The following is a 24,366-nucleotide window of genomic DNA, read 5'->3' on the forward strand; positions in this document are numbered from 1 at the left end:
GCGGAGACACGCACGTTCGCGCGGAACGGGACAGAGTGGTTGACTGGCAAGCACAATGCCGATTGCTTTCAACCACACCATCGTCGCGGCTCGCGACAAGCGGGAGTCGGCGACGTTTCTCACCGAATTGTTCGGCCTGCCGGATCCGGTGCCGTTCGGCCACTTTTTGAGCGTCCGACTCGAGCACGGCGCCGACCTCGACTACTCCGAGGCGCCGGACGGTGCGGAGATCCATCCACAGCACTACGCGTTCCTGGTTTCCGAAGACGACTTCGACGCGATCTACGGCAAAATCCAGTCGCGGGGGCTGCAGCACTGGGCGGATCCCCGAGGCCAGCGCCCGGGCGAGATCAACCACAACGACGGCGGTCGCGGCGTGTACTTCCGAGACCCCAGCGGCCATTTTCTGGAGATCATCACTCGGCCGTACGGTTCGGGCCAAAACTAATCGCCAGGTGCGCGAGCGTGCACAAACCCGGTTATTAATGCGGCGTGTCGACCGGGGACACGCGCGCTCGCGCGGTTAGCCGGCCGAGCGTGGACCGTGGCGCTGGCTTTCCTGGTCCCGATAGTCATCGGCAAGCTGCGCGACGTGTTTGGGCAGGTTGCTCGACGCCACGTCGGCCACCGTCGTTTCCTCCAGCACCGAGCGCATGCTGGCCCGCAACGCCCGCCAGACGTCGGTGAGCGCGGCGGTCGGACCGGAATAGGGCAGATCGCCGAGCCCAATGTCGCGGACGCTGGCCAGCGGCCCGTCGATGCAGCGCAACACGTCGCCGATGCTGATTTCGGTGCCGGGGCGCGCCAATTCATAGCCGCCGTCGCGGCCGCGGTGGCTGCGGACCAGGCGATCGGTGCGCAGGTCGGACAGAATGTCGACGAGAAACTGCGAGGGAATGCCCTGCGCTTGGGCCAGCTCGTCGGTCTTGACCAGTGCGCCGTCATCGACCGTTGCTAACTGCACCATCGCGCGCACCGCGTATTCCGCCTTGGCCGACATCCGCATGCTGTGGATTCTGCCACTGCTCTGCGGTTAGCCGGTCGCAGCCAGCACGGCCTCGGCGTATTCGGGACGGCATACCACCAGGTCGGGCAACAACGGATCGGCACGGTTGTACTCCAGTGGTGTCCCGTCGATCCGCGAGGTGTGCAGCCCGGCCGCCCGGGCCACCGCGACAGGTGCTGCGGAATCCCATTCGTATTGCCCGCCGGCGTGGACGTAGACATCGGCCACACCCTGCACGACGGCGGCCACCTTGGCCCCGGCCGATCCCATCGCCACCAGGGTGCCGTCGAGGTGGTCGCGGACCTGCAGGGCAATCGCCGGCGGCCGGGTGCGGGATACCACGATTCGCGGCGGACCGGAGTATGCCGGTGGGAACGCGACGTCAGGTGTGGCCAGCGTGGCACCTTGCGCGGGCAGCGCGACCGCCCCGGCAACGATTTCCCCGGATTCCCACAGTGCGACATGAACTGCCCAGTCATCGCGGCCGAGCTCAGAGAACTCCCGGGTGCCGTCCAATGGGTCGACGATCCACACCCGGCGGGCTTGCAACCGCACCGGATTGTCGGCGCCTTCTTCGGAAAGCACCGCATCGTCAGGCCGCGCACGCGCCAGAGCATCCATCAAGAAATCGTGGGAGCGCTTGTCCCCCGCGGCCTTTCGCTCGCCCTCCGTCGCTTGGGACAGCTCGTCTCGCACGGCAAGCAGCAGCTCACCGGCCTGGCCGGCTAGTTGCGCGGCCACCTCGTGATCGTTCACGCGCCGGGCTCGAGCAGGTCGATGACTTGCTGCGCCAACTCCTCGAGGCTGTGGTCCGACGCGAGCCGCAGATCCGGCTTCTTCGGCCGCTGATAAGGGCTGTCGATACCGGTGAAATGCGTGATCAATCCGGCGCGCGCCTTGGCGTAAAGGTTCTTGGGGTCCCGTTTCTCGCAGTCCTCCAGCGGCGTGTCACAGAACACCTCGAGGAATTCGAGGCCGGCCTCGACGTGGACCTGTCGGGCCAGTTCGCGGTGCTCGACAAGTGGGCTGATCGCCGGTACCAGCACGGTGTGGCCCGAATCGGCGAGCAAGGCCGCCACGTGCGCCAGCCGACGCAGATTCTCGGCCCGGTCGGCCATGGAAAAACCCAGATCGGCGTTCAGGCCGTGCCGCAAATTGTCACCGTCGAGAACATAAGCAGGCACGTCTTGTTCGAGTAGTTTGCGCTCGACCAGCATGGCCACTGACGACTTGCCCGACCCCGACAGACCGGTAAACCACACGGTGCGACCCCGCGCCATCCGGTCCTCGGCGGTCACCAGCGACTTGTGCTGCACCGTGTTCGGGCTCGAGGTGCGGGCCGAGACGTCGCGCAGCACCATGCCCGCCGCCACAGTGCCATTGGTGGCCGGATCGATGAGGATGAATGATCCGGTGCTGGCGTTACGGCTGTATTCGTCGAGCAGCAGCGGCACCTGGGTGCGCAGTGAGATGCGGCCAAGCTCGTTGAGCTGCAACGCTGTTGCGGACTTGTCGCGGTGCAGGGTGTTGACATCGAGCCGGTAGTCCAGCTCGGTGACCCGCACCCGAGTGGTGCGGGTGGTGTGTTTGATGATGTAGTCGCGGCCGGGCTCCAGGGCCGCGGAATCGGCCATCCAGCACACCGTCGCGTCGAACTCCTGAGCCACCCTGGGCTGGTTGGTGGGCCGGGCGATCATGTCGCCGCGGGATATGTCGATGTCGTCGGCGAGGCTCACCGAAACCGCCATCGGCGGAAAGGCTTCCTCCACCGGTCCGGTCGCCCCTTCGATCGCCGTGATGCGACTGGTTTTGCCGGTCGGCAGCACCGTCACTTCGTCGCCGGGACGCATGACCCCACTGGCCACGGTGCCGGCGTAGCTGCGGTGGTCTTGATGCTCGCGAGTCTGGGGCCGGATCACGTACTGGACCGGGAACCGCACGTCGACCATGTTGCGGTCGCCGGCGATATAGACCTCCTCGAGGTGCGACAACAGCGCCGGCCCGTCGTACCACGGCGTCTGGTCGGACTTGGTCACCACATTGTCGCCGTGCAGCGCCGACATCGGAATGGTGGTTACGTCATGCACGTCAAGACGCGTGGTGAAGGCGTGGAACTCGTCGCGAATCGCCTCGAAAACTTTCTGATCCCAGCCGATCAAGTCCATCTTGTTGACCGCGAGCACAATGTGCTGGATGCCCAACAGCGACGCCAGGAAGGTGTGCCGACGGGATTGCTCCAGCAGGCCGTGGCGGGCGTCGACCAGCACGATCGCCAACTGCGCGGTGGATGCGCCGGTCACCATGTTGCGGGTGTACTGGATGTGGCCGGGCGTGTCCGCGATGATGAATTTCCGCTTGGGCGTTGCGAAGTAGCGGTAGGCCACGTCGATCGTGATGCCCTGCTCGCGCTCGGCGCGCAGACCGTCGGTGACCAGCGCCAGGTCGGTGTAGTCGTGGCCGCGCTCTTTGGAAGTGCGCTCCACCGATGCCCACTGGTCTTCCATGACGGCCTTGGAGTCATACAGCAGCCGCCCGATCAGCGTGGACTTGCCGTCATCGACAGAGCCCGCCGTGGCGATGCGAAGCAGTGTCGCCATCAGAAGTACCCCTGCCGTTTGCGGTCTTCCATACCCGACTCGGAGATGCGGTCGTCGGCCCGGGTGGCGCCGCGTTCGGTCAGTCGTGACACCGCGGTCTCGGCGATGACCTCGGCCACGGTGGATGCGGTCGATTCCACGCAGCCGGTACAGGTGACGTCGCCGACGGTGCGGAATCGCACCGTCGTCTCGAACACCTCTTCCTCGGCGCGCGGCTGCATGTGCCGGTGGACGGCCAGCAGCATTCCGTCGCGCTCGAAGACCTGACGTCGGTGGGCGAAGTAGATCGACGGCAACATCACCTTCTCGGCGCCGATGTAGGACCAGATGTCGAACTCGGTCCAGTTCGACAGCGGGAACACCCGGATGTGCTCACCCTTGTGGTGTCGCCCGTTGTAGAGGTTCCACAGCTCCGGGCGCTGGGCCTTGGGGTCCCACTGGCCGAATTCGTCACGGAAACTGAACACCCGCTCTTTGGCCCGGGCCTTCTCCTCGTCGCGCCGCGCGCCGCCGAACGCCGCGTCGAAGCGGTTCTCCCGGATCGCACGCAGCAGGGTCACCGTCTGAATGGGGTTGCGCGACGGGATGGTCTCGACGACCCGCCCCGCATCGATGTCGTCTTGCACCGACGCCACCACCAGTCGCACGCCTGTCTGCGCGACCAGCTCGTCACGGGTGGCGATGACCTCGTCGAAGTTGTGCCCGGTGTCCACGTGCATCACTGGGAACGGCAGCCGGCCTGGGCGGAACGCCTTGAGCGCCAGATGCAGCATGACAATGGAGTCTTTGCCGCCGGAAAACAACAGAACCGGACGTTCGAACTCGGCGGCCACCTCGCGAATAATGTGGATGGCCTCGGCCTCCAGCAAACGCAGATGGCTGAGCTCGTATTGCCCGGGAACCGGGCGGCGATCATCGTGTCCGGCCGCTGGGCCGGCGGTCACATGGCTGGTCATGGGCCCCCGCATGATTCTGGGTAAAGTAGGCTGGATTGGCCATCTTTCTGAGCTTTACCACGTATAAAACCAGCGGTGACCGCGGCTTGTCAATCAACTGCCGCGCGAGCCAGGTCGGCGCCCTCGTTCGCGCCTAGACGGTGACCTCGTTGAGCTTGCCGGTGGCGACGTCGAAGACGAAGCCGCGCAGCGACTCGTGCTTGGTGACGAATGGGCTGGACTCGACGCGACGTAATGACTGCCGAACGTCTTCGGCCGAGTCGGGGAACGCCTCGGCGGCCCAGGACGGTCTGATACCGGTCTCGTCGGCAATGGCGCGTTTGAAATCGTCGTCGGTGAAGGTGAGCATCCCGCAGTCGGTGTGGTGAATCAGGATGATTTCGCGGGTGCCCAGCAACCGCTGGCTGATCGCCAGGGAGCGGATCGCATCGTCGGTGACCACGCCGCCGGCATTGCGAATGACGTGCGCCTCGCCCTCCTCGATCCCGAGCATGCGATAAACGTCCAGTCGTGCGTCCATACACGCGACGATTGCTACGTGTTTGCTTGGCGGCATCGGCAGCGGCCCGTTGAAGGAATTTGCGTATTCGGCGTTGTGAGCCAGGTAGTCATCAGTAACCGTCACGCCAATCTCCTTGATTTGTTTGCTGGATCGAGCATTCAAGTGGCCGATTTTAATTAGTCGGTAGCTGGTAGTCACCGGTACAAATCACGCGGATCGCATCCGTTCGCATGAACTGGCAAGCTCATCTCTTACCCTGTGCCCATGCGACACGGGCGAGGCCGGCGGGCATGATCCGCTTTCTGGCGCGTCGATTGCTGAACTACATCGTGCTGCTGGTGCTGGCGACGTTCTTGGCGTTCTCCCTGACCTCGGTGACGTTTCACCCGCTGGAGAGTTTCATCCAGCGCCACCCGCAGCCGCCACCGGAGGCCATCCACGCCAAAGCGGTTCAACTCGGCCTGGACAAACCGGTACCGATCCGGTACGCGCATTGGATTTCCGGCGCGGTGCGCGGTGACTTCGGCACCACGGTGACCGGTCACCCGGTCTCGGCGGAGCTGGGGCGACGGATCGGGGTCAGCCTGCGGCTGGTGGTGATCGGTTCGGTGCTGGGGACGGTGATCGGGGTCGTGGTGGGAGCCTGGGGGGCGGTCCGTCAGTACCGGCTGAGCGACCGGGTGATCACCGTGGTGTCGTTCCTCGTCCTGAGCATCCCGTCGTTCGTGATGGCCAGCCTGCTGATTCTGATCGGGTTGCGGGTGAACATGGTCACCGGGTTGCGGATCTTCCTGTACACCGGTGAGACGTCCCCGATTCCGTCCGGCGGGGTGTGGGACCAGTTCGTCGACCGGGTGCAGCACATCGTGTTGCCCACCCTCACGCTGGCCCTGGGCGCAATCGCCAGCTTCAGCCGCTACCAGCGCAACGCGATGCTCGACGTGCTGAGCGAGGATTTCATCCGGACCGCGCGCGCCAAGGGCCTGACCCGCCGGCGTGCGCTGTTCAAACACGGCCTGCGCACCGCGCTGATTCCGATGGCCACGTTGTTCGCCTATGGAATCAGTGGCCTGGTCGTCGGCGCGGTGTTCGTCGAGAAGATTTTCGGCTGGCACGGCATGGGCGACTGGGTGATACAAGGGATTTCGACGCAAGACACCAACGTCGTGGTCGCGATCACGACGTTTACCGGCGCGGCGATTCTGCTGGCCGGGCTGTTGTCAGACGTGTTCTATGCGGTGCTGGACCCCAGGGTGCGGGTGTCATGACGACCCAAGAGGCCGACGCCGAATCCATGCCGGTCCGCTCCGGTATCCACCAGGCTGCCTTCACCTCGCGGCGAAACCTGGTGGCGCGCCGGTTCGTCCGCAACAAGCCTGCGGTGGCGGCATTGATTCTGCTGGCGCTGCTGTTCGTCGGCTGCTACACGCTGCCGTCGCTGCTCCCCTACGGCTACACCGCTCTCGACTACCAGGCGCTGCTGCAGCCACCGTCACTGCAGCACTGGTTCGGCACCAATGCGTTAGGTCAAGACCTGCTGGCCAGGACGTTGCGCGGTATGCAGAAGTCGATGCTGATCGGTTTCTGTGTGGCGGCGATCTCGACCAGCATTGCCGCGGCCGTCGGATCGGTGGCCGGTTACTTCGGCGGCTGGCGCGATCGCGTGCTGATGTGGCTGGTGGACCTGCTGCTGGTGGTGCCGGCGTTCATCTTGATCGCTATCGTCACACCGCGCACCAAACAGTCGGGCAGCATTCTGTGGCTCGTCGTGTTGCTCGCCGTGTTCGGCTGGATGGTCAGCTCGCGGATGGTGCGCGGGTTGACGATGAGTCTCCGGGAACGCGAATTCGTGCGTGCCGCCCGGTATATGGGGGTGCCGAGCCGACGCATCATCATCCGTCATATCGTGCCGAACGTCGCCTCGATCCTGATCATCGACGCGACACTCAACGTCGGATTCGCGATTTTGGCCGAGACCGGTTTGAGCTTCCTTGGATTCGGTGTTCAACCACCCGACGTGTCGTTGGGCACGCTTATCGCGGACGGCACTCCTTCGGCCACCACGTTCCCGTGGGTCTTTTTGTTCCCGGCCGGAGCGCTGGTGCTGACCGTGTTGTGCGCCAACGTTGCCGGCGACGGCCTACGCGACGCACTGGATCCGGGCAGCGGATCGTCACGCCGCAAGAAGCGGCGCGTGAAATGAGCACGCTGCTGGAGGTGAACAACCTCAACGTCACCTTCGAAACCGCGGACGTCAACGTGCCCGCGGTGCGCGGCACGAGTTACCACATCGATCCGGGTGAAGTGGTCGCCATCATCGGCGAATCCGGTTGTGGCAAAACCACCGCCGCGATGGCCGTCGTCGGCTTGCTGCCCGACTACGCCGAGGTGTCCGGGTCGGTGCAATTGCAGGGCGAAGAGCTGCTTGGGATGCCTGACCACGCCATGTCTCGGATCCGCGGCAAGATGATCGGCACTGTGTTTCAAGACCCGATGTCGGCGTTGACGCCCGTCTACACCGTCGGCGACCAGATCGCCGAAGCCATCAAGGTGCATACCCGCAAAATCAGCCGAGCGGGTGCCCGCAAACGTGCCGTCGAACTGCTCGAGCTGGTCGGTGTCGCCCAACCGCACCGCCGCGCACGGGCTTTCCCGCACGAGCTGTCCGGCGGCGAGCGCCAGCGGGTAGTCATCGCCATCGCGATCGCCAACAATCCAGATCTGCTGATCTGCGACGAACCGACTACCGCGCTGGACGTCACCGTGCAGGCGCAGATCCTCGACGTGCTCAGAACCGCGCGCGACGTCACCGGCGCCGGCGTGCTGATCATCACCCATGACCTGGGGGTGGTATCCGAGTTTGCCGACCGGGCCCTGGTCATGTATGCCGGCCGTCCGGTCGAAATTGCCAGTGTCGATGAGCTTTACCGTGACCGACGGATGCCCTACACGGTCGGGCTGCTGGGTTCGGTGCCCCGACTGGACGCCCCGCAGGGCACCCGGTTGATTCCTATCCCGGGCGCACCGCCGACGATGACGTCGCTGTTGCCCGACGCCTGCCCATTCGTCCCGCGTTGTCCGCTGGCCGTTGACGAATGTAGCGCGGCCGAACCAGATCTCGTCACCATCGCCGACAGCCACTGGGCGGCGTGCATCCGCACCGGCGACGTCGCGGGGCGCAGTGCCGCTGAAATCTATGACGTCTCAACGCAGCCGGCGTCCATCGATACCGCTGTCGCTGAGCCGCCGACGATATTGCGGGTCACCGACCTTGCCAAGACCTACCGGCTGACCAAGGGTGTGATTTTGCGTAGGCAGGCCGGTGAGGTACGCGCCGTCTCTGGCGTCAGTTTCACCTTGGAACAGGGTCGCACGTTGGGCATTGTCGGCGAATCCGGTTCCGGTAAATCGACGACGCTGTCGCAGATTCTCGAGCTCACCGCACCGCAGGCCGGTCGCATCGAGGTTCTCGGCACCGACGTCGCGGTCCTCGACCCGGCCGCCCGACGCAAGCTGCGGACCGAGCTGCAAGTGGTGTTCCAGGACCCGGTGGCCGCCCTGGATCCTCGGCTACCGGTATTCGATGTCATTGCCGAGCCGTTGGCCGCCAACGGGTTCGACCGGGGCCGGAGCGAGGAACGGGTCGCCGAGCTGCTGGCAACCGTCGGGCTGGACCGCGCCGACGCGAGCCGCTATCCCGCCGAGTTCTCCGGTGGACAGAAGCAGCGCATTGGTATCGCGCGGGCGCTGGCCCTGCAACCGAAGATCCTGGTGCTCGACGAGCCGGTGTCGGCGCTTGACGTGTCGATTCAGGCTGGCATCATCAACCTGCTGCTGGATTTGCAGCGGCAGTTTGGGCTGTCCTATTTGTTTGTCTCGCATGACCTTTCGGTGGTCAAGCATCTGGCTCATCGGGTGGCGGTGATGCATCGGGGAATGATCGTCGAGCAGGGCGACGGCGACCAAATGTTCGCCAACCCCCGACACGAGTACACCCGGCAACTGCTGGCCGCGGTCCCCCGGACGCATCCCGATGCTCGTTAGGATCGACCGGGTGATCGTCCGCCGGCTTGCGCTGCTGGTGCTGATGATTTGTTTGATCACCACCGGATGCTCGGGCGGTTATCGGGATCTGCCGGAGGTGCACGCGGCCCGGGTCGGCACCACCAGCGACATCAATCCCCGAGACCCCGCGACGCTGCGCGACGGCGGCGATCTGCGACTCGCCCTGACGTCCTTCCCGCCGAACTTCAACGAATTGCACATCGACGGCAACACGGCCGACGTCGGTTCGATCGTCTCGCCGACACTGCCCGGCGCGTTTATCACCCAGGCCGACGGTTCGCTGAAACTCAACACCGATTACTTCACCAGTGTCGAGTTGACCGGCACCGACCCGCAGGTCGTCACTTACACGATCAATCCGAAAGCGGTGTGGAGCGACGGCACTCCGCTCACCTGGGAAGACCTCAAATCACAGGTCGAGGCGTGCAGCGGCCGCGACAAGCGGTACTTAATCGCCAGCAGAGCCGGGTTCGAACAGGTGAAGTCGGTGACCAGAGGCGTCGACGACCGCCAGGCGGTCATTACGTTCGCCAAGCCGTACGCGGAGTGGCGCGGCATGTTCGCCGGCGGCATGCAACCCCGCAGCATGACCTCGGATCCCGATGTCTTCAACAACGGCCAACTTGACGCCCCCGGCCCGTCGGCGGGGCCGTTCATCGTGTCCACCATTGACCGGACCGCGCAGCGCATTGTGCTGACCCGCAATCCGAGTTGGTGGGGCGCCAAGCCGCGGCTGAACTCCATCACATTTTTGGTGCTCGACTCCACCGCCGTCATCCCCGCCCTACAAAACAACGCGATCGATGCCGCCGGCCTGGGCACCCTCGACGACATGGTCACCGCTCAGCGCACCCCGGGAATCGCGATCCGGCGTGCCCCGGCGCCGACCTGGTATCACTTCACGTTCAACGGCGCACCGGGATCCATTGTGGCTGAAGAAAAGCTGCGGCTGGCGATCTGCAAAGGCATCGACCGCCAGGCCATCGTCGATGTCGTCCAGCACGGCTTGACCAACCATCCGGTGCCGCTGGACAACCACATTTTCGTCGTCGGCCAGGTTGGTTACCAAAACAACAGCGCCCCAGCGGCTTACGATCCCGACCAGGCGCGTCATGACCTCGATGCGCTGGGCTGGAAGCTCAACGGAACAGTGCGCGAAAGGGACGGCAAGCCGCTGGTCATCCGGGATGTGTTTTACGACTCGCCAGCTGCTCGCCAGATCGCTCTGGTCGCTCAGCAGAACCTGGCACAAATAGGCGTCAAACTAGTGCTCGACGTCAAACCGGGCACCGGATTCTTCAATCAGTACGTGAGCGTCGGCGACTTCGATATCGTTCAATTCGGCTGGGTGGGCAACGCTTTCCCGATGTCTGCGCTGCCCCAGATATACAAGTCGGACGGTGACAGCAATTTCGGCCGGATCGGCAATCGGGACATCGACGACAAGATCGACGAAACGCTGTCTGAGTTGAACCAGGATAAGGCACTCGCGCTGGCCAACCAGGTAGACGCAATGATCTGGCAGGAAGGCTTCAGCCTGCCGCTGTTCCAGTCCCCCGGCGACATCGCGGTGCGCAGCGATCTGGCCAACTACGGCGCGCCCGGGCTGGCCGACGTGGTGTACACCGCGATCGGTTTCACGCGCTGACCCGTTCTGGCGCGGCCCAGTGGCCACTTGTTACACGTGTCCAGTGAAAAAGCGTGTCATAACTGGTCACTGGGCGCGATGACTAACCGCGGATCAAGTCCGCCGCCTTCTCCCCGATCAGAATCGACGGCGCGTGAGTATGCCCGCGGATGATGCTCGGCATCACCGATGCGTCGGCAACCCGGAGCGCGCCGACGCCGCGGACCCGCAGTTGCGGGTCCACCACGCTGGTGTCGTCGCCGCCCATCCGGCAGGTGCCGACCGGGTGATACAGGGTGTGCGAACAGGTCTCGAGCGCCTCCTCGAGGGTGTCCTCGTTGAGTTCGGTGGCATTGCGCGGTCGCGCGATCGGGCCGAGGAGGCCCTTCAGCGCTGAGGCTTCGGCGATCTGCGCGCAGATTCGCAGGCCGGCCATCATGGCGGCGCGGTCCGCACCGGCGGGGTCGGACAGGTACCGCGGCTCGATGGTCGGCTTGGCGTGTGGATCGGCCGACCGCAGCAGGATTTGCCCGCGGCTTTCCGGTTTGACCAGGATCGGTCCGAACACGACGCCGTGCCCGGGCGGTGCGGGTAACAGGCCCTCGTCGTAAAACGGTGCGGGAGCGAAGATCAACTCGAGGTCGGGCAGGGCCAACTCGGGCCGGCTGCGGACAAAGCCATATGCCTCACCGACGTTGGAGGTGAGCATGCCCCGGTGGCGGAGCAGATAGTTGATCAGCTGTTTGGGCTTCTCGGCAGCGAACAGGCTGTCCTCGGCCACCTCGAACCCCAGCGGCGTGACCAGGTGGTCGCACAGGTTCTGCCCGACTTCGGGCGCATGGCACACGGTGTCGATGCCGTGGTCATCGAGGTGGTCGCGGGGGCCGATGCCGGAGAGCATCAGCAACTGGGGGCTGTTGATGGCACCGCCGCACAGCACCACCTCCCGGCGTGCGTGCGCGACACGTCGTTGGCCGTCCTGTTCGAATTCGACACCGACAGCGCGGCCAGCCTCGATGACGACACGGGTCGCGGTGGCCTCGGTGAGCACCCGCAGGTTCTTGCGCCTCATCGCCGGCTTGAGATACGCGTCGACGCTACTGCATCGACTGCCCTTACGCTGAGTGACGACGGTCTGGCAGAAGCCCTCCGGCTCAGCGGAATTCGGGCGCGCCGCACCGAATCCGCATTCGCGTGCCGCCGCCAGCCACGCTGCCGTCAACGGACGCGAGCTGCGCTGCGGCGACACATGCTGCGGACCGGTCACGCCGCTGTCGTCACCGCTGACGAATGGCCACGCCGCGGTGACGTTCTCGATGCGACGGAAGTAGCCCAGCGCCTCGGCGTAGCCCCACTCCGGCCCGGCGCGGTCGGCCCACTCGTCGTAGTCGGCCTGGAAACCGCGCACCCACATCATCGCGTTCATCGACGACGAGCCGCCGAGTACTTTGCCTCGCGGCCAATATATTTCGCGACCGCCCAGCTCTTTCTGTGGCTCGGTCAGGTAATCCCAGTCCACTTCGCTGCGGTATAGCTTGGAGAACGCCGCGGGGATACGGATGAACCTGTTTTTGTCCGGCGGTCCCGCCTCCAAAGCCAGCACCGTGGTCGCTGGATCGGCGCTGAGCCGGTTGGCGAGCACCGACCCCGCCGAGCCGGTTCCGACGATCACGTAGTCGGCATCCATATAAACACCCCTCTTTCCGGGGAGTTTAGGGCCAGCGCGAGCGTTAAGCGCTCAATTCGATACGGTGCGCGCCCTTGACGCCGTCGTAGCGGTCGGGAGTGCAGGTCAGCACGATCACCTGTCCGTCAGCCCCCAGGGTGTCGAAGACCTCGCCCATCTTCGCCAGCCGCGCCGGGTCGGTGAACCCGAGCGCGTCGTCGATGAGCACTGGGACGGTGTCCTCCTTGGCCACCAGTGCCGCTCCGGCCAATCGCGCCAGAATTCCGAGCTGTTCTTTGGCCCCGCCCGACAGCGACTCGTAGGGCACCGTGCACCCGTCGAGGGTGCGGCTACGGATGCACAAGGCGCTGTCGACGTCGACCTCGAAACTCTGACCGAACACCGGCCGGCCGAGCCGCTCCAACTCGACGCGGAACGGCTCGACATAGCGCAGCCGCGTGGTGTCGCGGTGACGCACCATCACCGACCGCAACAGCTGTGCAGCACGGGCTCGCCGGCCTACCCGGGTGTACTCGCTGTGGGCGTGTTCGCGCTTGATTTCGGCGGCGTCAAGCTTGCCCTGACGCCCTTCGGTGCCGAATACCGTGAGTTCGACCGTGATCTCGCGTAGCGCGCGATCCGCCTCGTCAAGGCGGGTCCGCAGTGCTTCGGCCCCTTCGGTGGCGTCGGCCAACTCGGCCGCCACCGCGTCGGGCGAGGCCGCGGCCAGCTGCTCGAACAGCTCGGCGACCCGTTGCTGCGCTGCTTGCGTCGCGCATTGATCGGCAGTGGCGGTAGCCGCCAGATCGTCGTCGGCGCAGGATGCCCGTTGCTGGTCCAGCCGGTCGGCGACCGCAGTCAGCTCCGCGCGTTGGGAGGCCAGCTTGTCACGCAGAACAGTTGCCTGCGTGGTGATCTCGGTGAGCTTATGGCGCGCTGCCGCCGCGACTCGTCGATGTGTTTCGCAGTCTTTAGTAGCTTGCGTGCTGGACGCGTCGGCCGCCTCGAGGTCGGCACGGGCCGCCGCACTATCCATCGCAGCGCCGACGGGATCGGGTTGATCGGCTCGCAGTTGCGCCAATTGCGAGCGCAGCTGGTCGATCTGGTCCTCGCCGCACAGCCCGACCAGAATGGCAGCGAGCCGGTCACGGCTGTGCTGCAACTCGCGGCGACGCTGGTCGGTGTTCCGCGCGGCTGCGAGGTCGGTGACCTGCCCCGCAGCCAGTACAGCTGCCAGTTCGTCTTGTGCCGCAGCGTAGGTGGCCTGGACCTCGGCTGCGGTTATTGCCGGGCTGAACCGTAGCGTCACGACGCCGGGCAGCTCGACCTCGGTTGCGGCACTGGCTGTCAGCGACCAGCTCTGACCGGCGGTCAGCGACACCCGTTGCTCATCGACGGAGAGGTCGAGGTCGGCGGCTGCAGTGAATTCCACTCTCGTCGAAATCAAGGTGAGTTGCCCGTCGGCCCGGTCGACGGCGGCAGCGGCTTGCTCGATGCGCTGCATCGTCTCGTCGCTCAGCGCGATCGCGGCCAACTCGCCGCAGATCTGGTCATGTTCGCGCTGGGCGGCGTCGACCTTGGCCAGCCGGGCCGCCAACCGCTCGGCTTCGGCGCGGCGGGACAGCTCGTCGACGATCCGCCGGGCCGAGCCGGCCCGCTGCTGGGCAGCCGCCAGGGCCTGCTCGGCCTGTTCGACAGCGGAGTCAGCGGCCGCGACGACCTCAACAGCCGTCGACTCCGCATCGGCGGCTTCGTGCACCTCGGCTTCCAGCGCAGCGATCGTTGCGGTGCGCGTGCCGGTTTCGTTGCCCAACCGCACCCGTTCGCTGTGGGCGGCCGCCGACGCGGTGCTGGTGGCGGCCGCGGCCGCAGCGATCAGCTCGGCTTCCCGCAACTGTTCGGTGAGCCGGTCGATGTGGTCTGCCGCGGCTTGAGCCGCGATGTGCCGCTCGCCCGCGGCTTGCTGCTGCTGCGACACGTCTGCCAACTCCGCGGTCAGGGCGGCATGCCGATGCAGGCGGTCGTCGATCTCGGCGACCGCGGCCGTGCATTGGTCTACTTCCTCCTCGGCTCCGCGCAGCGCGGACATCGCGGCCGCCCACTCCCCCGTCGGCCGACCGGTCGCGGTGAAGTAGCGGGCGTATTCGGTGTCGATCCGTTCGACGAGCACCGGTTCGGTGCCTGACAGCGTGACCGCGTCGCCCGCGGCAAGGTCGAGCGCCCGGGACAACGCGTCACAGCCGGACAGGTCGACCGCCGCCGTCGAGGCTGCCTGCAGCACTCGCTGGGCCTGCCACAATTCGGTGTCGACTGTCTCGGCCAGCATGGCCCGCACCCGCTCGTGCGCCTCGTCACCGGTCAGCTGTTCGCGGCGGGGCGCCAGCACCGTCAACTGCGTCTCGGGCCTTTTGTGGAAGCGCTTGTGATAGACGAAACGGTAAGGGCCGGTGCTGATCTCGGCGGTGATCTCGGCGCCGACGTCGGCGTGGGTGGGCTTGACCTGCTTGACGTCTTTCTTCGTCGAGCGGTCCTTGGATTCCAGCAGCAGATCCAGCGCCTCGATCATCGACGACTTGCCGACCTCGTTGGCGCCGCACACCACGACCACGCCATGGTCCGGAAAGTCGACTTCGCGGTGGCCAATGCCGCGGTAATTGGTCAGGACCAGCCGATGCAACTTCATGCCGCACCTCGGTCCGCGAGCCGTAGCAGCAGCGCCAGCGCCGCCTGGGCATCCTCGGCGGCTTGGGCATCGCCCGCACGTGCCGTCGCGACCAATTCCTCGACGGCCGCCGCGGCAAATCCCCCGATCCCGAGGTCGTCGAACTCGCCGTCGCCCGGGATCACCGCCAAATCGGTGTGACGATCCCAGCAGCCCAGCCAGGCGAACAACCGCGAATATCGGTCCAGGCAGGCATCCAGGGCAGCGCGGTCGGTGACGGTCAACGAACCCTCCAGGGCCAGTCGGATCACCGTGCGGTCCTTGTCGCCGATCTGGTCGAGGTTGAGGTCCAGATCGACGATGTCGCGGTTGTTGTCGAGTTGGTGGCGCAGGGTGAGAAACCGCCACCGGCCGACCCGGCGGGCGTCGACGGTGACCGGACGCTGCGGGTCCGCTTCGTCGATGTCGACGACCAGTACGTGTCCCGGTCGCGGTTCGATGTCGTCGAAGTTGGTGACTTCCGGCGACCCGGAATACCAGACCCGACCGCTGCTGCCCACGTCGGTGACCGAATGCTTGTCACCCAATGCGACGTAGTGGATGGCGCCGCGGGCCAGCGCGTCGTCGACCCCGGCCAGCCGAATCAAGGATGGCTTTCCGGGATCCGGGTCGAGCACATCCAGGCCGCCGTGCGCAACGAGCACCCGGGTGACGCCGTCGGCCGGCAGCGGCTCGAGCACCTCGCCGGTCAGGTCGGTGGTGGGTGCTTTCGACCGCCACGGGGCGGCCACGATCTGCAGACCCGGGCGCACGTCATGAATTCCGGCCCGGTCCAGGACGACCACGTTGTCTGGACATTCGGCGGTGAAAAGTGCGCTGGTGTAAACCGATGCCGCATCCAGTGGGTCATGGTTGCCCGGCAACAGGTAGACCGGAATACCGATGGCGCGCATGGCTTCCAGGGACTGGCTGACGACCTGCGGGGCGAGCTGGTTGTGTTCGAAGACGTCGCCGGCGACAACGACGAACTCGGCGTTGGCCTCGGCGGCCAGCGCGCCGAGGCCGACCACTACGTCGCGCCGCGCTGCCGAGTATCGGGGCTGGGCTTCCCCGGCAAGGAAGTGACGGGTCATGCCGAGCTGCCAGTCGGCAGTGTGTAAGAACCGCATGTCGACCCCGTCCCCTCTGCCCTTCGTGATCAGGCATCGCGAGTGTAGGACCGGGCCCCGACAAGTGTGGGGAGGCCGATCGGCAGGTCTGAGTTCAGTAGCGGCGCGGTGCCTTATCGTTGGTCGGGTGACTGGTCGACACCACATGCTGATGCTGCTGCGGCATGCGAAATCGGCGTACCCCAATGAGGTAGCCGACCACGACCGGCCGCTGGCGCCGCGCGGCGAAAGGGAGGCGGCGCTGGCCGGTGATTGGCTGCGAGCCCAGCTGCCCGCCGTCGACGCCGTGTTGTGCTCGACCGCCACCCGTGCCCGGCAAACGCTGGCGCGAACGGCCGTCGATGCGCCGGTGCAATTCGTCGAGCGGCTCTACGGCGCCAGCCCCGGGACGGTGATCGAGGAAATCAACGCGATCGACGACGAGATCGCCACGCTGCTCGTTGTCGGGCACGAGCCAACGATGTCTGCCGCGACGGTCATCCTGGCCGGCGCCGAGGGCACCAATGCGGCGGCTGTCGACGCGGTCACGACGAAGTTCCCGACGTCGGGCATCGCGGCGCTGCAGGTCGTCGGTTCGTGGAAGGATCTCGCGCCCGGCGGCGCCGCGCTGATCGACTTTCATGTGCCCCGCTGAGGCGAGTGGCACCCGCCGATGTTCGTCGATAAGGAGAACATTAACGAATACGCACGTCCCTCAGGTTTATCTCAGCTAGTCTCCGATAAGCCGAGCATCGCCCGAGAACGCGCCTCAACGCTGAGTAGCGACTGCCGTCAGAGGACATGGTCATGGAATCAGTCGTCCGCCCGTATGCGGTGGCGACCGTCCTGCTCATCGGTGCCGGCATCGTCATCGCCAACCCGGTGAGGCCGTCCTTACCCGAAGTGCAGACGCCCTCGACCGAACTCACCACCAATGAATCAGTGTTTTTCAATCCCAGCACTATCAGTGCCGACCACGAAGTTCTCGCTCCGGGAAGCGAGGCTCTGGGCGGATCGGAGACGGGCGGCGGCATCGGCCAGGTGCCGATCCTCGACGACTTCGACCCGCTCCCGATGCAGGTGGAGGTGTTCGGCAACTCGCCGGACTCGCCGCCGATAATCGGCGACGACGAGCCCGACGATCCCGGTGCCGGTCCAACCTCTGGTGACGAGTAGCTCCCGTCAGGAATTTGTCGACAGCGTCAGCTCCATGAGCTTGATCGCCTGCGCACACGCGTCGATACCGGGCGCCTGCGGGTTGACCCACCACCCCACGACGCCGGCAGCGTCGCTGGCCACACCGCATGAACCGTTCGGGTCGTTGGGCCGCATCACGATCGATGGCACACCGTTGATCGACCGGGTTTCGATCTGGTACTTCAACCCCTCGGCGACCTTGCGCTCGTTGTCGAGACTGCCCTGCTCGAACCAGAACCGGGTGATGTCGATCAGGCCGGCCGGGTTGGCCGCCTGCCAACGGCAGATCGCACCGACGAAAGTGCTCTGGATATCGAGCGGGTCGGCGCCGACGGTCTTGGCGAGGAGGTCGGTGGTCAGCACCTCACATTCCTTGAGCAGGTTCGGGTACTGCTGTTCGGAATTGTTGTTGCGCTGGACATCGCCCGAGCCCGCCTTGACCGCGGTGCCACCCACCGACCTGGTGCAACCGGTCAGTACAGCCAGCGCGGCGAGCACAACCGCCGCAGTGACAAGGAGATGGTGCCGCACCGACCGACTCATTTCGAGTTCGCAATCGATTGTCGCGTCAGCTCTTTGGCGACGTTGCACGGGTCGGGAAAAGGCTTCTGGTTGAAGCTGACCGACCATTCGATGAAGTCGTCCTGGAACTGGATTCCGATCTCGCACAAAGAGTCACCCAACGTCGGCTCGCTGCCGATAGCGATGAAACCGCCATGGCCATTGATGTTGATGTCCTCGACGCTCGACCGCGACAACTCCTCGGTTTTGCGTTCCCGCCCGATCGGGCTGCCGCGATACCAGGAGAAGGAGAAGTGTGGGCCGAGGATGCCGCCGCCCGCCAGCCACTGGCAGCCCACCGAGTTCTGGGCGGTATTGATCAGTCCGCTCATCTCGGTCAGCTGCCCAACCGTCTCGTCGCTGATACCACCACATTGCGGGAAGAACGGGCCGTGATGTCCCTGCGCGGAGGCCGGCCGCGAGGTATCGCTCGACTGCGGCTGGTCGGAGTTGGAATCGGAACATGCGGCCACCGTCGGGATCAAAGTCGCTACCGCCAGGGTCAGCGCTGCCACATTGCGTCGCACCACTACGCGCACCTTCTGCTGATCACACGATGCACTGTAGCGGCAGCGCCGGTGGTCAACCACCGACACGCGCGCTGACCTGGACTTTGTGATCCCATCACGGGTGCGAACCATGCACCGATCCAACCGGCGGTCGTCCCGAGTCGCGTTATCGGATGTGGGACAGTTACCACATGCTTCTGGCACTGCTGCGCCAGTACGTCCGGCCGTACCGATGGCTGGTCGCGGCGGTGATGACGTTGCAACTGATCAGCACGTTGGCGTCGCTGTATCTGCCGACGTTGAACGCATCGATCATCGACGACGGCGTCACCAAGGGCGACACCGGCGTCATCGTTCGGTTGGGCGCGGTGATGCTGGCAGTCACCGGACTGCAAGCGGTGTGCGCGATCGGTGCGGTCTACTTCGGCTCCCGTACCGGAATGGGGTTCGGGCGCGATCTGCGCTCGGCGATGTTCCATCACGTCACCACGTTCTCTGACCACGAGACGGCCCGGTTCGGTGCGCCGTCGCTGCTGACCCGGACCACCAACGACGTCCGCCAGATCCAGTTCCTGGTGCAGATGAGCTGCACGGTGCTGATCACCGCACCCATCATGTGCATCGGCGGAATCTTCATGGCCATTCATCAAGACGCCGGGCTGTCATGGTTGCTGCTGGTCAGCGTTCCAGTCTTAGCCGTGTCGAACTACTGGATCGTGTCGCACATGCTGCCGATCTTCCGCAGCATGCAAAAGCTGCTCGACAACATCAACCGGGTGATGCGCGAGCAGCTTTCCGGTGTGCGGGTGGTCCGGGCATTCGCGCGGGAGCCGTTCGAACGTCACCGATTCGACGGGGCCAACCTCGCCTTGTCGAACACAGCGCTGGCCGCCGGAAACTGGCAAGCGCTGATGATGCCGCTAACAACGCTGACCATCAACTGTTCCAGCGTCGCGCTGATCTGGTTCGGCGGCCTGCGTATCGACCAGGGCCAGATGCAGGTCGGCTCGCTGATCGCCTTTCTGGCGTATTTCACCCAGATCCTGATGTCGGTACTGATGGCGACGACGCTGGTGATGGCATTGCCGCGAGCCTCGGTGTGTGCGGAACGGATCACTGAGGTGTTGGGAACCCGTCCGGCAATCAGCAACCCGTCGAATCCCGCCCGACCACCGGCAGATCTGCGCGGCGTGGTGCAGCTCGACCGGGCAACGTTCTGCTATCCGGGTGCGGATCGTCCGGTGCTGCAGGATATCTCGTTGACCGCGACACCGGGCACCACGACCGCCATTGTCGGCAGCACCGGCTCCGGCAAGTCGACGCTGGTATCGCTGATCTGCCGCCTCTACGACGTCACCACCGGCTGCGTTCGGGTCGACGGTGTCGACGTGCGTGACCGCGACATCGAACAGCTGTGGGCAGGCATCGGCCTGGTGCCGCAGCGCGGCTATCTGTTCTCCGGCACCGTCGCCGACAATCTGCGGCTGGGCGCGACCCCAGGACAGGTCGTCACTGACGAACAGATGTGGGAAGCGCTGCGGGTAGCCGCCGCCGATGGATTCGTGCGGGCGCACGATGACGGCTTGGCGATGCGGGTTGCGCAGGGCGGCATCAACTTTTCCGGCGGGCAACGGCAGCGGCTGGCGATCGCTCGCGCGGTGATTCGCCGGCCGGCCATCTACCTGTTCGACGACGCGTTCTCGGCCCTCGACGTGCACACCGACGTACGGGTGCGCGCGTCGTTACGCGAGATTGCCGCGGACGCAACGGTGATCGTCGTCGCGCAACGTATCTCCACTGTCACCCAGGCCGATCAGGTAATCGTCGTCGACGACGGACGGGTAGTCGGCACCGGCACGCATGGATCGCTACTGGCCGACTGCGCGGCCTATGCGGACTTCGCGGAGTCGCAGTCGATGTCGGCCGGAGTGGGAGATACCCGATGACCGCCGCAATGAACCGGCCGATGCGCGGTGTGGTGCAGGCGCCGACGGAGCGGTCCCGCGACTTCTGGACTTCAGCCATCCGGCTGGTGAAACGCCTGGCGCCGCAACGCGGGTTGGCGTCGGCGGTCATCGCGCTGGGAGTCTGCGGCACCGCGATAGGAGTAGTGGTTCCGCGAATACTGGGTCACGCGACTGATCTGCTGTTCAACGGCGTGATCGGCCGACAGTTGCCGGCCGGTCTGAGCAAGGCAGAGGCCGTCGCGGCGGCCCGGGCGCGTGGCAACAATACCTTCGCCGATCTGCTGTCCGGGATGAATGTGGTGCCGGGTCAAGGGGTGAACTTCTCCGCTGTGGCCCGCACCCTGGCGCTGGCGCTGGCCTTGTACCTCGTTGCGGGCGTGATGATTTGGGCTCAAGCGCGACTGCTCAACGTCACGGTGCAGCGCACGCTGCGGGCGCTGCGCTCCGACGTCGAGGCGAAGGTCCACCGGTTGCCGCTGGCGTACTTCGACGGGCGGCAGCGCGGTGAGGTGCTCAGCCGGGTCACCAACGACATCGACAACGTGCAGACTTCGCTGTCGATGACGATCACCCAGTTGTTGAGCGCGGTGCTGACCATCACGACGGTGCTGGTGATGATGCTGACAATCTCGCCGCTGCTGACCGGGATCATCCTGCTGACCGTGCCGCTGTCACTGCTGGCCACCCGGGCGATCACCCGCCGCTCGCAGCGGCTGTTCGTCGCCCAGTGGGCCAACACCGGGCGGCTCAACGCTCACATCGAGGAGACCTACAGCGGCTTCACACTGGTCAAGACATTCGGCCACCGGGCCGAGGCCGAGGACCAGTTCTGCCGTCTCAACGACGACGTGTACCAGACCAGTTTCGGCGCCCAGTTCTTCTCTGGTCTGGTGTCACCGGCCACGATGCTCATCGGCAACCTGAGTTATGTCGCGGTGGCGGTGATCGGCGGGCTACAGGTGGCGACCGGCCAGATCACCGTGGGCAGCATCCAGGCGTTCATCCAATACGTGCGTCAATTCAACTGGCCGCTAACCCAGGTGGCCGCGATGTACAACACTCTGCAGTCCGGAGTGGCCAGTGCCGAGCGGGTATTCGACCTGCTCGACGAACCCGAAGAATCACCTGACCTTTCCGCCGAGCTGCCGTCACTTAATGGCCAAAGCCCCACCGGGCGAGTGAAATTCGAGCATGTGAGCTTCGCCTACCGCCCGGGAACACCAGTGATCGATGACCTGTCGCTCGTGGCGGAACCCGGCAGCACCGTGGCGATCGTCGGGGCGACCGGGGTAGGCAAGACCACGTTGGTGAATCTGTTGATGCGTTTCTACGACGTGGACTCGGGCCGGATCCTGATCGACGGTGTCGACATCGCCTCGGTGAGCCGGCATTCGCTGCGATCCCGTATCGGCATGGTGCTGCAGGACACCTGGCTGTTCGGCGGGACGATCGCCGAGAACATCGCCTATGGCCGGCCGGGCGCCACCGAGGACGAGGTGATCGAAGCCGCCAAAGCGGCCTATGTGGATCGGTTCGTGCACACGCTGCCGAACGGCTACCAGACCCGCGTCAGCGACGACGGCGGCAATATCAGCGCCGGCGAGAAACAGTTGATCACCATCGCGCGTGCTTTCCTGGCCCGTCCGCAACTGCTGATCCTCGACGAGGCGACCAGTTCGGTGGACACTCGCACCGAGCTGCTGGTCCAGCATGCCATGCGCGAGCTTCGCCGTGGCCGGACGAGTTTCCTTATTGCTCATCGGCTTTCGACGATCCGCGATGCCGACGTCATCCTGGTGATGGAGTCGGGCAAGATCATCGAGCGCGGCAGCCACGCCGAGCTGGTGGCGCGCCGGGGTGCCTACTACGAGATGACGCAGGCCTAGCGGCGATCGCAACGCTAGAGCTCGGGACCTTCTGCGCGGAGGTCGTCGACCGCCGACATAGCGTCACGCAGCTTGGCCAGCCAGTCCTCGGTGTGCTCACCGACCAGCTTGACCGCCCACGCCAGCGCATCCGATCGGGACCGGGCCACCCCGGCGTCGACCAGGGTGTCGAGCACCTGGCGCTCCGGTTGCTTGAGCCGGGTCATGACCGGAACCGCGACGTGGGTGAACAGGATCCGCTCGCCGGCAAGCTCCACGCCCCAGGAAACCTTGCGGCCGTAGCGATCCTGCGCCTCGTCGGCGATGTTCATGCGCTCCGCGCGGGTGTCTTCGCGGAACCGCGAGACGCGGCCGGAGGAACGCGCTTCGCTTTCTTGCGTATCGGACGCCGCGGGCAGTCTGCCAATGACCGTGATTTCTTCGCGGTCGACGATGACGGCGGGATCGCCGTCGAACCAGCCTTCGGGCAGCCGTCCGGCGAACCAGTCCGCGGCGTCGCCGGCGTCCGGTTGGTTGGCCTGCTGCCAGCCGCCGGGGCGGCCGTAGCGCCGCCCGTGTACATGATGATGTCGCATACTTACATGATTACACCGTTACAGAAATGGCGGAAGGGCGTTTCACTGCCGGCGAACGTCCGCGGTTGCGCACCTCAGGCGTCACCCGAAAGGCCCGCGTCAGAACCGGTCGGAAGGCCGATGCCGATGGGCAAAAACCGTTGATATGGCGCCTCGAGAGTTGTAGCTTTAAGGGCGAAGCAGGTCCGGAAGTGGCTAATCCGAAGTGCCGGCGTAAGGGGTGACAGAGCCGGCCGCGCGGCATAAGAGAGACGCAACCCCAGTGCCCTCCGGGCCTGCCTCATGTGGTCTGGTGACCGAGGCGCTACGCCCCGTCATCAACGCCGTCGCCGCGCCGGGCGCGATACAGCTTTACTTCGCCCTTGATGCCTTTGAGGTGGCGTGCCCCGGCGAATGACCAGCTGAAACCGTTGCCATCGCCGACCGCGGTCTGCACCGACTCGGCGACCAGGACGGCACCAGCGCGCGCCACCCCGGTCACTCGGCTCGCGGTATTCACCGGGCTCCCGAACCAGTCACCGGCCCGGCTCACCGCCTGCCCGCAGGCGACACCGGCACGCAGCCGGGGCAGGCCCTCGTCGGTGTCGGTGACCTCGACCAGCTTCAGCACCGCGTCCAGCAGCGGAACCGGATCCGGGCAGACGAGCATCACCGCGTCGCCGATGGTCTTGACGAACCGCACCGGCGGCACGGCCATGTCACGAGCGAGATCGGCCAGCCGGTTGGCGAGCTGCTCCAAATCCTCGGGTGGGACCGCCTCCCCCAGCCGGGTGAAGCCAACGAGATCGGCGAATGCGATCGTGACGTCTCGGGCGCCCGGCAACGCACGACCTGCTGCACGTTCACTGGAGTTGACGGCTTCGGTTTCCATCTGGTGGCGTAGATGCATGAACAGCATGTCCTCGATCCACGGACCCAGCAACGGGGCGATCTGGCTGACCAGCGCCTCAGATCCCTTGGCGATCTCCAGTTCGGTGGCGCCGGGTCGCAGGATGGCCGCAAGCGCGGTGTAGCGCATCACCTCGGCGGCATGCGAAAGCCCCTCGGCGAGCACCCGAACGACTTGTACCAGGTGGTCTGGATCCAGCCCGGTCTCGAGGAACCGTTGCACATGGGCGGCGGCCTCAGCGTCGGCCCGCATGTGCACAGCCGCGTCGGGATCCTCGACCCTGGCCAACCCGATGGCACGTTGCACGCGCTGTAACAGATCAAGGTCGATGCCGTAGCGTTCGCTGATTTCCCGCGTCGAGACGTAGACGCCGTCGTCGCCGACGACTCGGCGCGACGCCAGCAGCATGGGCGGATCGGCGGTCCTGATCTCGTCGACGGTGATCCCCTGGTCGAGCAGCCACTCGATCAGCTCCGCGCGCTCGCTGCGCGCGGTGCCGTCAAGGCCGTCGAGCAGCGGCTCGATGTTGGGATCGGACACAGTGGCCAAGGTA

21 protein-coding genes are annotated in these 24,366 nt (G+C 65.5%); 9 read left to right on the forward strand and 12 right to left on the reverse strand.

What is annotated here, in order from left to right; translation table 11 throughout:
- Window positions 1–55: 55 nt before the first annotated feature.
- Window positions 56–448 (forward strand): VOC family protein, encoded by a 393-nt coding sequence (locus AC5Y42_RS19320; RefSeq protein ID WP_499900182.1) that lies wholly within the window; start codon window positions 56–58, stop codon window positions 446–448.
- A 75-nt stretch (window positions 449–523) separates the two neighbouring features.
- Here the strand turns inward: AC5Y42_RS19320 and AC5Y42_RS19325 are convergent, their stop codons facing one another.
- The 5 genes from AC5Y42_RS19325 to AC5Y42_RS19345 form a co-directional block, all read right to left on the reverse strand.
- Complete coding sequence (locus AC5Y42_RS19325; protein ID WP_499900183.1) at window positions 524–1,006, reverse strand: Rrf2 family transcriptional regulator; 483 nt, start codon at window positions 1,004–1,006, stop codon at window positions 524–526.
- A gap of 27 nt (window positions 1,007–1,033) precedes the next feature.
- Window positions 1,034–1,762: a 3'(2'),5'-bisphosphate nucleotidase CysQ gene (locus tag AC5Y42_RS19330; protein ID WP_499900184.1), complete on the reverse strand. Its 729-nt coding sequence runs from the start codon at window positions 1,760–1,762 to the stop codon at window positions 1,034–1,036.
- The gene (cysC, locus tag AC5Y42_RS19335; protein WP_499900185.1) at window positions 1,759–3,603 is read right to left on the reverse strand and encodes an adenylyl-sulfate kinase; all 1,845 of its coding nucleotides are present in this window, start codon (window positions 3,601–3,603) and stop codon (window positions 1,759–1,761) included. Before cysC ends, AC5Y42_RS19330 begins: the two co-directional genes overlap by 4 nt.
- Entirely contained in the window at window positions 3,603–4,559 is a 957-nt protein-coding gene (gene cysD / locus AC5Y42_RS19340; RefSeq protein ID WP_499900186.1) for a sulfate adenylyltransferase subunit CysD, read from the reverse strand. Before cysD ends, cysC begins: the two co-directional genes overlap by 1 nt.
- Window positions 4,560–4,692: 133 nt before the next feature.
- Window positions 4,693–5,184, reverse strand: coding sequence for a beta-class carbonic anhydrase (locus AC5Y42_RS19345; RefSeq protein ID WP_499900187.1), 492 nt, complete (start codon window positions 5,182–5,184; stop codon window positions 4,693–4,695).
- 167 nt (window positions 5,185–5,351) lie between these two features.
- On the opposite strand from AC5Y42_RS19345, the gene AC5Y42_RS19350 reads away from it, so the two are divergent.
- The 4 genes from AC5Y42_RS19350 to AC5Y42_RS19365 are packed head-to-tail and all read left to right on the forward strand — an operon-like array spanning window position 5,352 to window position 10,774.
- Window positions 5,352–6,329 carry an ABC transporter permease gene (locus AC5Y42_RS19350; RefSeq protein ID WP_499900188.1) on the forward strand — a complete coding sequence of 326 codons (978 nt, stop codon included), beginning with the start codon at window positions 5,352–5,354 and terminating at the stop codon, window positions 6,327–6,329.
- 26 nt (window positions 6,330–6,355) lie between these two features.
- Window positions 6,356–7,264, forward strand: coding sequence for an ABC transporter permease (locus tag AC5Y42_RS19355; protein WP_499900262.1), 909 nt, complete (start codon window positions 6,356–6,358; stop codon window positions 7,262–7,264).
- Window positions 7,261–9,105, forward strand: a complete 1,845-nt coding sequence (locus AC5Y42_RS19360; RefSeq protein ID WP_499900189.1) for a dipeptide ABC transporter ATP-binding protein — start codon at window positions 7,261–7,263, stop codon at window positions 9,103–9,105. The genes AC5Y42_RS19355 and AC5Y42_RS19360 overlap by 4 nt, the downstream gene beginning before the upstream one ends.
- Complete coding sequence (locus tag AC5Y42_RS19365) at window positions 9,095–10,774, forward strand: ABC transporter family substrate-binding protein (RefSeq protein ID WP_499900190.1); 1,680 nt, start codon at window positions 9,095–9,097, stop codon at window positions 10,772–10,774. The genes AC5Y42_RS19360 and AC5Y42_RS19365 overlap by 11 nt, the downstream gene beginning before the upstream one ends.
- 82 nt (window positions 10,775–10,856) lie before the next feature.
- Here AC5Y42_RS19365 and AC5Y42_RS19370 read toward each other — a convergent pair whose 3' ends face one another.
- Genes AC5Y42_RS19370 through AC5Y42_RS19380 form a run of 3 tightly spaced genes read right to left on the reverse strand, consistent with a single transcriptional unit; the run spans window position 10,857 to window position 16,250 of the window.
- Window positions 10,857–12,440, reverse strand: coding sequence for a GMC family oxidoreductase (locus AC5Y42_RS19370; RefSeq protein ID WP_499900191.1), 1,584 nt, complete (start codon window positions 12,438–12,440; stop codon window positions 10,857–10,859).
- Between the two features lie 43 nt (window positions 12,441–12,483).
- Window positions 12,484–15,102 (reverse strand): AAA family ATPase, encoded by a 2,619-nt coding sequence (locus AC5Y42_RS19375; protein WP_499900192.1) that lies wholly within the window; start codon window positions 15,100–15,102, stop codon window positions 12,484–12,486.
- Window positions 15,099–16,250 (reverse strand): metallophosphoesterase family protein, encoded by a 1,152-nt coding sequence (locus tag AC5Y42_RS19380; protein ID WP_499900193.1) that lies wholly within the window; start codon window positions 16,248–16,250, stop codon window positions 15,099–15,101. Before AC5Y42_RS19380 ends, AC5Y42_RS19375 begins: the two co-directional genes overlap by 4 nt.
- 127 nt (window positions 16,251–16,377) lie before the next feature.
- On the opposite strand from AC5Y42_RS19380, the gene AC5Y42_RS19385 reads away from it, so the two are divergent.
- Window positions 16,378–16,884, forward strand: a complete 507-nt coding sequence (locus tag AC5Y42_RS19385) for a SixA phosphatase family protein (RefSeq protein WP_499900194.1) — start codon at window positions 16,378–16,380, stop codon at window positions 16,882–16,884.
- Window positions 16,885–17,036: 152 nt separating this feature from the next.
- A complete protein-coding gene (locus AC5Y42_RS19390; protein WP_499900195.1) occupies window positions 17,037–17,405 on the forward strand; it encodes a hypothetical protein in 369 nt (122 codons plus the stop codon).
- Between the two features lie 6 nt (window positions 17,406–17,411).
- Here AC5Y42_RS19390 and AC5Y42_RS19395 read toward each other — a convergent pair whose 3' ends face one another.
- Together AC5Y42_RS19395 and AC5Y42_RS19400 are read right to left on the reverse strand one after the other, a co-directional pair.
- On the reverse strand, window positions 17,412–17,957 hold the full coding sequence (locus AC5Y42_RS19395; protein ID WP_499900196.1) for a DUF3558 domain-containing protein: 546 nt from the start codon (window positions 17,955–17,957) through the stop codon (window positions 17,412–17,414).
- 8 nt (window positions 17,958–17,965) lie between these two features.
- On the reverse strand, window positions 17,966–18,514 hold the full coding sequence (locus tag AC5Y42_RS19400; protein ID WP_499900263.1) for a DUF3558 domain-containing protein: 549 nt from the start codon (window positions 18,512–18,514) through the stop codon (window positions 17,966–17,968).
- A gap of 173 nt (window positions 18,515–18,687) precedes the next feature.
- Here AC5Y42_RS19400 and AC5Y42_RS19405 point away from each other — a divergent pair, with 173 nt between their 5' ends.
- Entirely contained in the window at window positions 18,688–20,442 is a 1,755-nt protein-coding gene (locus tag AC5Y42_RS19405) for an ABC transporter ATP-binding protein (RefSeq protein WP_499900197.1), read from the forward strand.
- Complete coding sequence (locus tag AC5Y42_RS19410; RefSeq protein WP_499900198.1) at window positions 20,439–22,349, forward strand: ABC transporter ATP-binding protein; 1,911 nt, start codon at window positions 20,439–20,441, stop codon at window positions 22,347–22,349. Before AC5Y42_RS19405 ends, AC5Y42_RS19410 begins: the two co-directional genes overlap by 4 nt.
- Window positions 22,350–22,363: 14 nt before the next feature.
- Here AC5Y42_RS19410 and abmR read toward each other — a convergent pair whose 3' ends face one another.
- Complete coding sequence (gene abmR / locus AC5Y42_RS19415) at window positions 22,364–22,924, reverse strand: ATP-binding transcription factor AbmR (protein ID WP_499900199.1); 561 nt, start codon at window positions 22,922–22,924, stop codon at window positions 22,364–22,366.
- A 304-nt stretch (window positions 22,925–23,228) separates the two neighbouring features.
- The gene (locus AC5Y42_RS19420) at window positions 23,229–24,353 is read right to left on the reverse strand and encodes an adenylate/guanylate cyclase domain-containing protein (RefSeq protein ID WP_499900200.1); all 1,125 of its coding nucleotides are present in this window, start codon (window positions 24,351–24,353) and stop codon (window positions 23,229–23,231) included.
- Window positions 24,354–24,366: the final 13 nt, after the last annotated feature.

Source organism: Mycobacterium sp. NGS48 (assembly GCF_059812585.1).

Excerpts from the sequence above, each read along its gene's own strand:
- AC5Y42_RS19320 (WP_499900182.1), top strand. The coding sequence starts at position 56 with ATGCCGATTGCTTTCAACCACACCATCGTCGCGGCTCGCGACAAGCGG.
- AC5Y42_RS19325 (WP_499900183.1), bottom strand. The coding sequence starts at position 1,006 with ATGCGGATGTCGGCCAAGGCGGAATACGCGGTGCGCGCGATGGTGCAG.
- cysC (WP_499900185.1), bottom strand. The coding sequence starts at position 3,603 with ATGGCGACACTGCTTCGCATCGCCACGGCGGGCTCTGTCGATGACGGC.
- cysD (WP_499900186.1), bottom strand. The coding sequence starts at position 4,559 with ATGACCAGCCATGTGACCGCCGGCCCAGCGGCCGGACACGATGATCGC.
- AC5Y42_RS19350 (WP_499900188.1), top strand. The coding sequence starts at position 5,352 with ATGATCCGCTTTCTGGCGCGTCGATTGCTGAACTACATCGTGCTGCTG.
- AC5Y42_RS19355 (WP_499900262.1), top strand. The coding sequence starts at position 6,356 with ATGCCGGTCCGCTCCGGTATCCACCAGGCTGCCTTCACCTCGCGGCGA.
- AC5Y42_RS19360 (WP_499900189.1), top strand. The coding sequence starts at position 7,261 with ATGAGCACGCTGCTGGAGGTGAACAACCTCAACGTCACCTTCGAAACC.
- AC5Y42_RS19365 (WP_499900190.1), top strand. The coding sequence starts at position 9,095 with ATGCTCGTTAGGATCGACCGGGTGATCGTCCGCCGGCTTGCGCTGCTG.
- AC5Y42_RS19370 (WP_499900191.1), bottom strand. The coding sequence starts at position 12,440 with ATGGATGCCGACTACGTGATCGTCGGAACCGGCTCGGCGGGGTCGGTG.
- AC5Y42_RS19375 (WP_499900192.1), bottom strand. The coding sequence starts at position 15,102 with ATGAAGTTGCATCGGCTGGTCCTGACCAATTACCGCGGCATTGGCCAC.
- AC5Y42_RS19380 (WP_499900193.1), bottom strand. The coding sequence starts at position 16,250 with ATGCGGTTCTTACACACTGCCGACTGGCAGCTCGGCATGACCCGTCAC.
- AC5Y42_RS19390 (WP_499900195.1), top strand. The coding sequence starts at position 17,037 with ATGGAATCAGTCGTCCGCCCGTATGCGGTGGCGACCGTCCTGCTCATC.
- AC5Y42_RS19405 (WP_499900197.1), top strand. The coding sequence starts at position 18,688 with ATGCTTCTGGCACTGCTGCGCCAGTACGTCCGGCCGTACCGATGGCTG.
- AC5Y42_RS19410 (WP_499900198.1), top strand. The coding sequence starts at position 20,439 with ATGACCGCCGCAATGAACCGGCCGATGCGCGGTGTGGTGCAGGCGCCG.
- abmR (WP_499900199.1), bottom strand. The coding sequence starts at position 22,924 with ATGCGACATCATCATGTACACGGGCGGCGCTACGGCCGCCCCGGCGGC.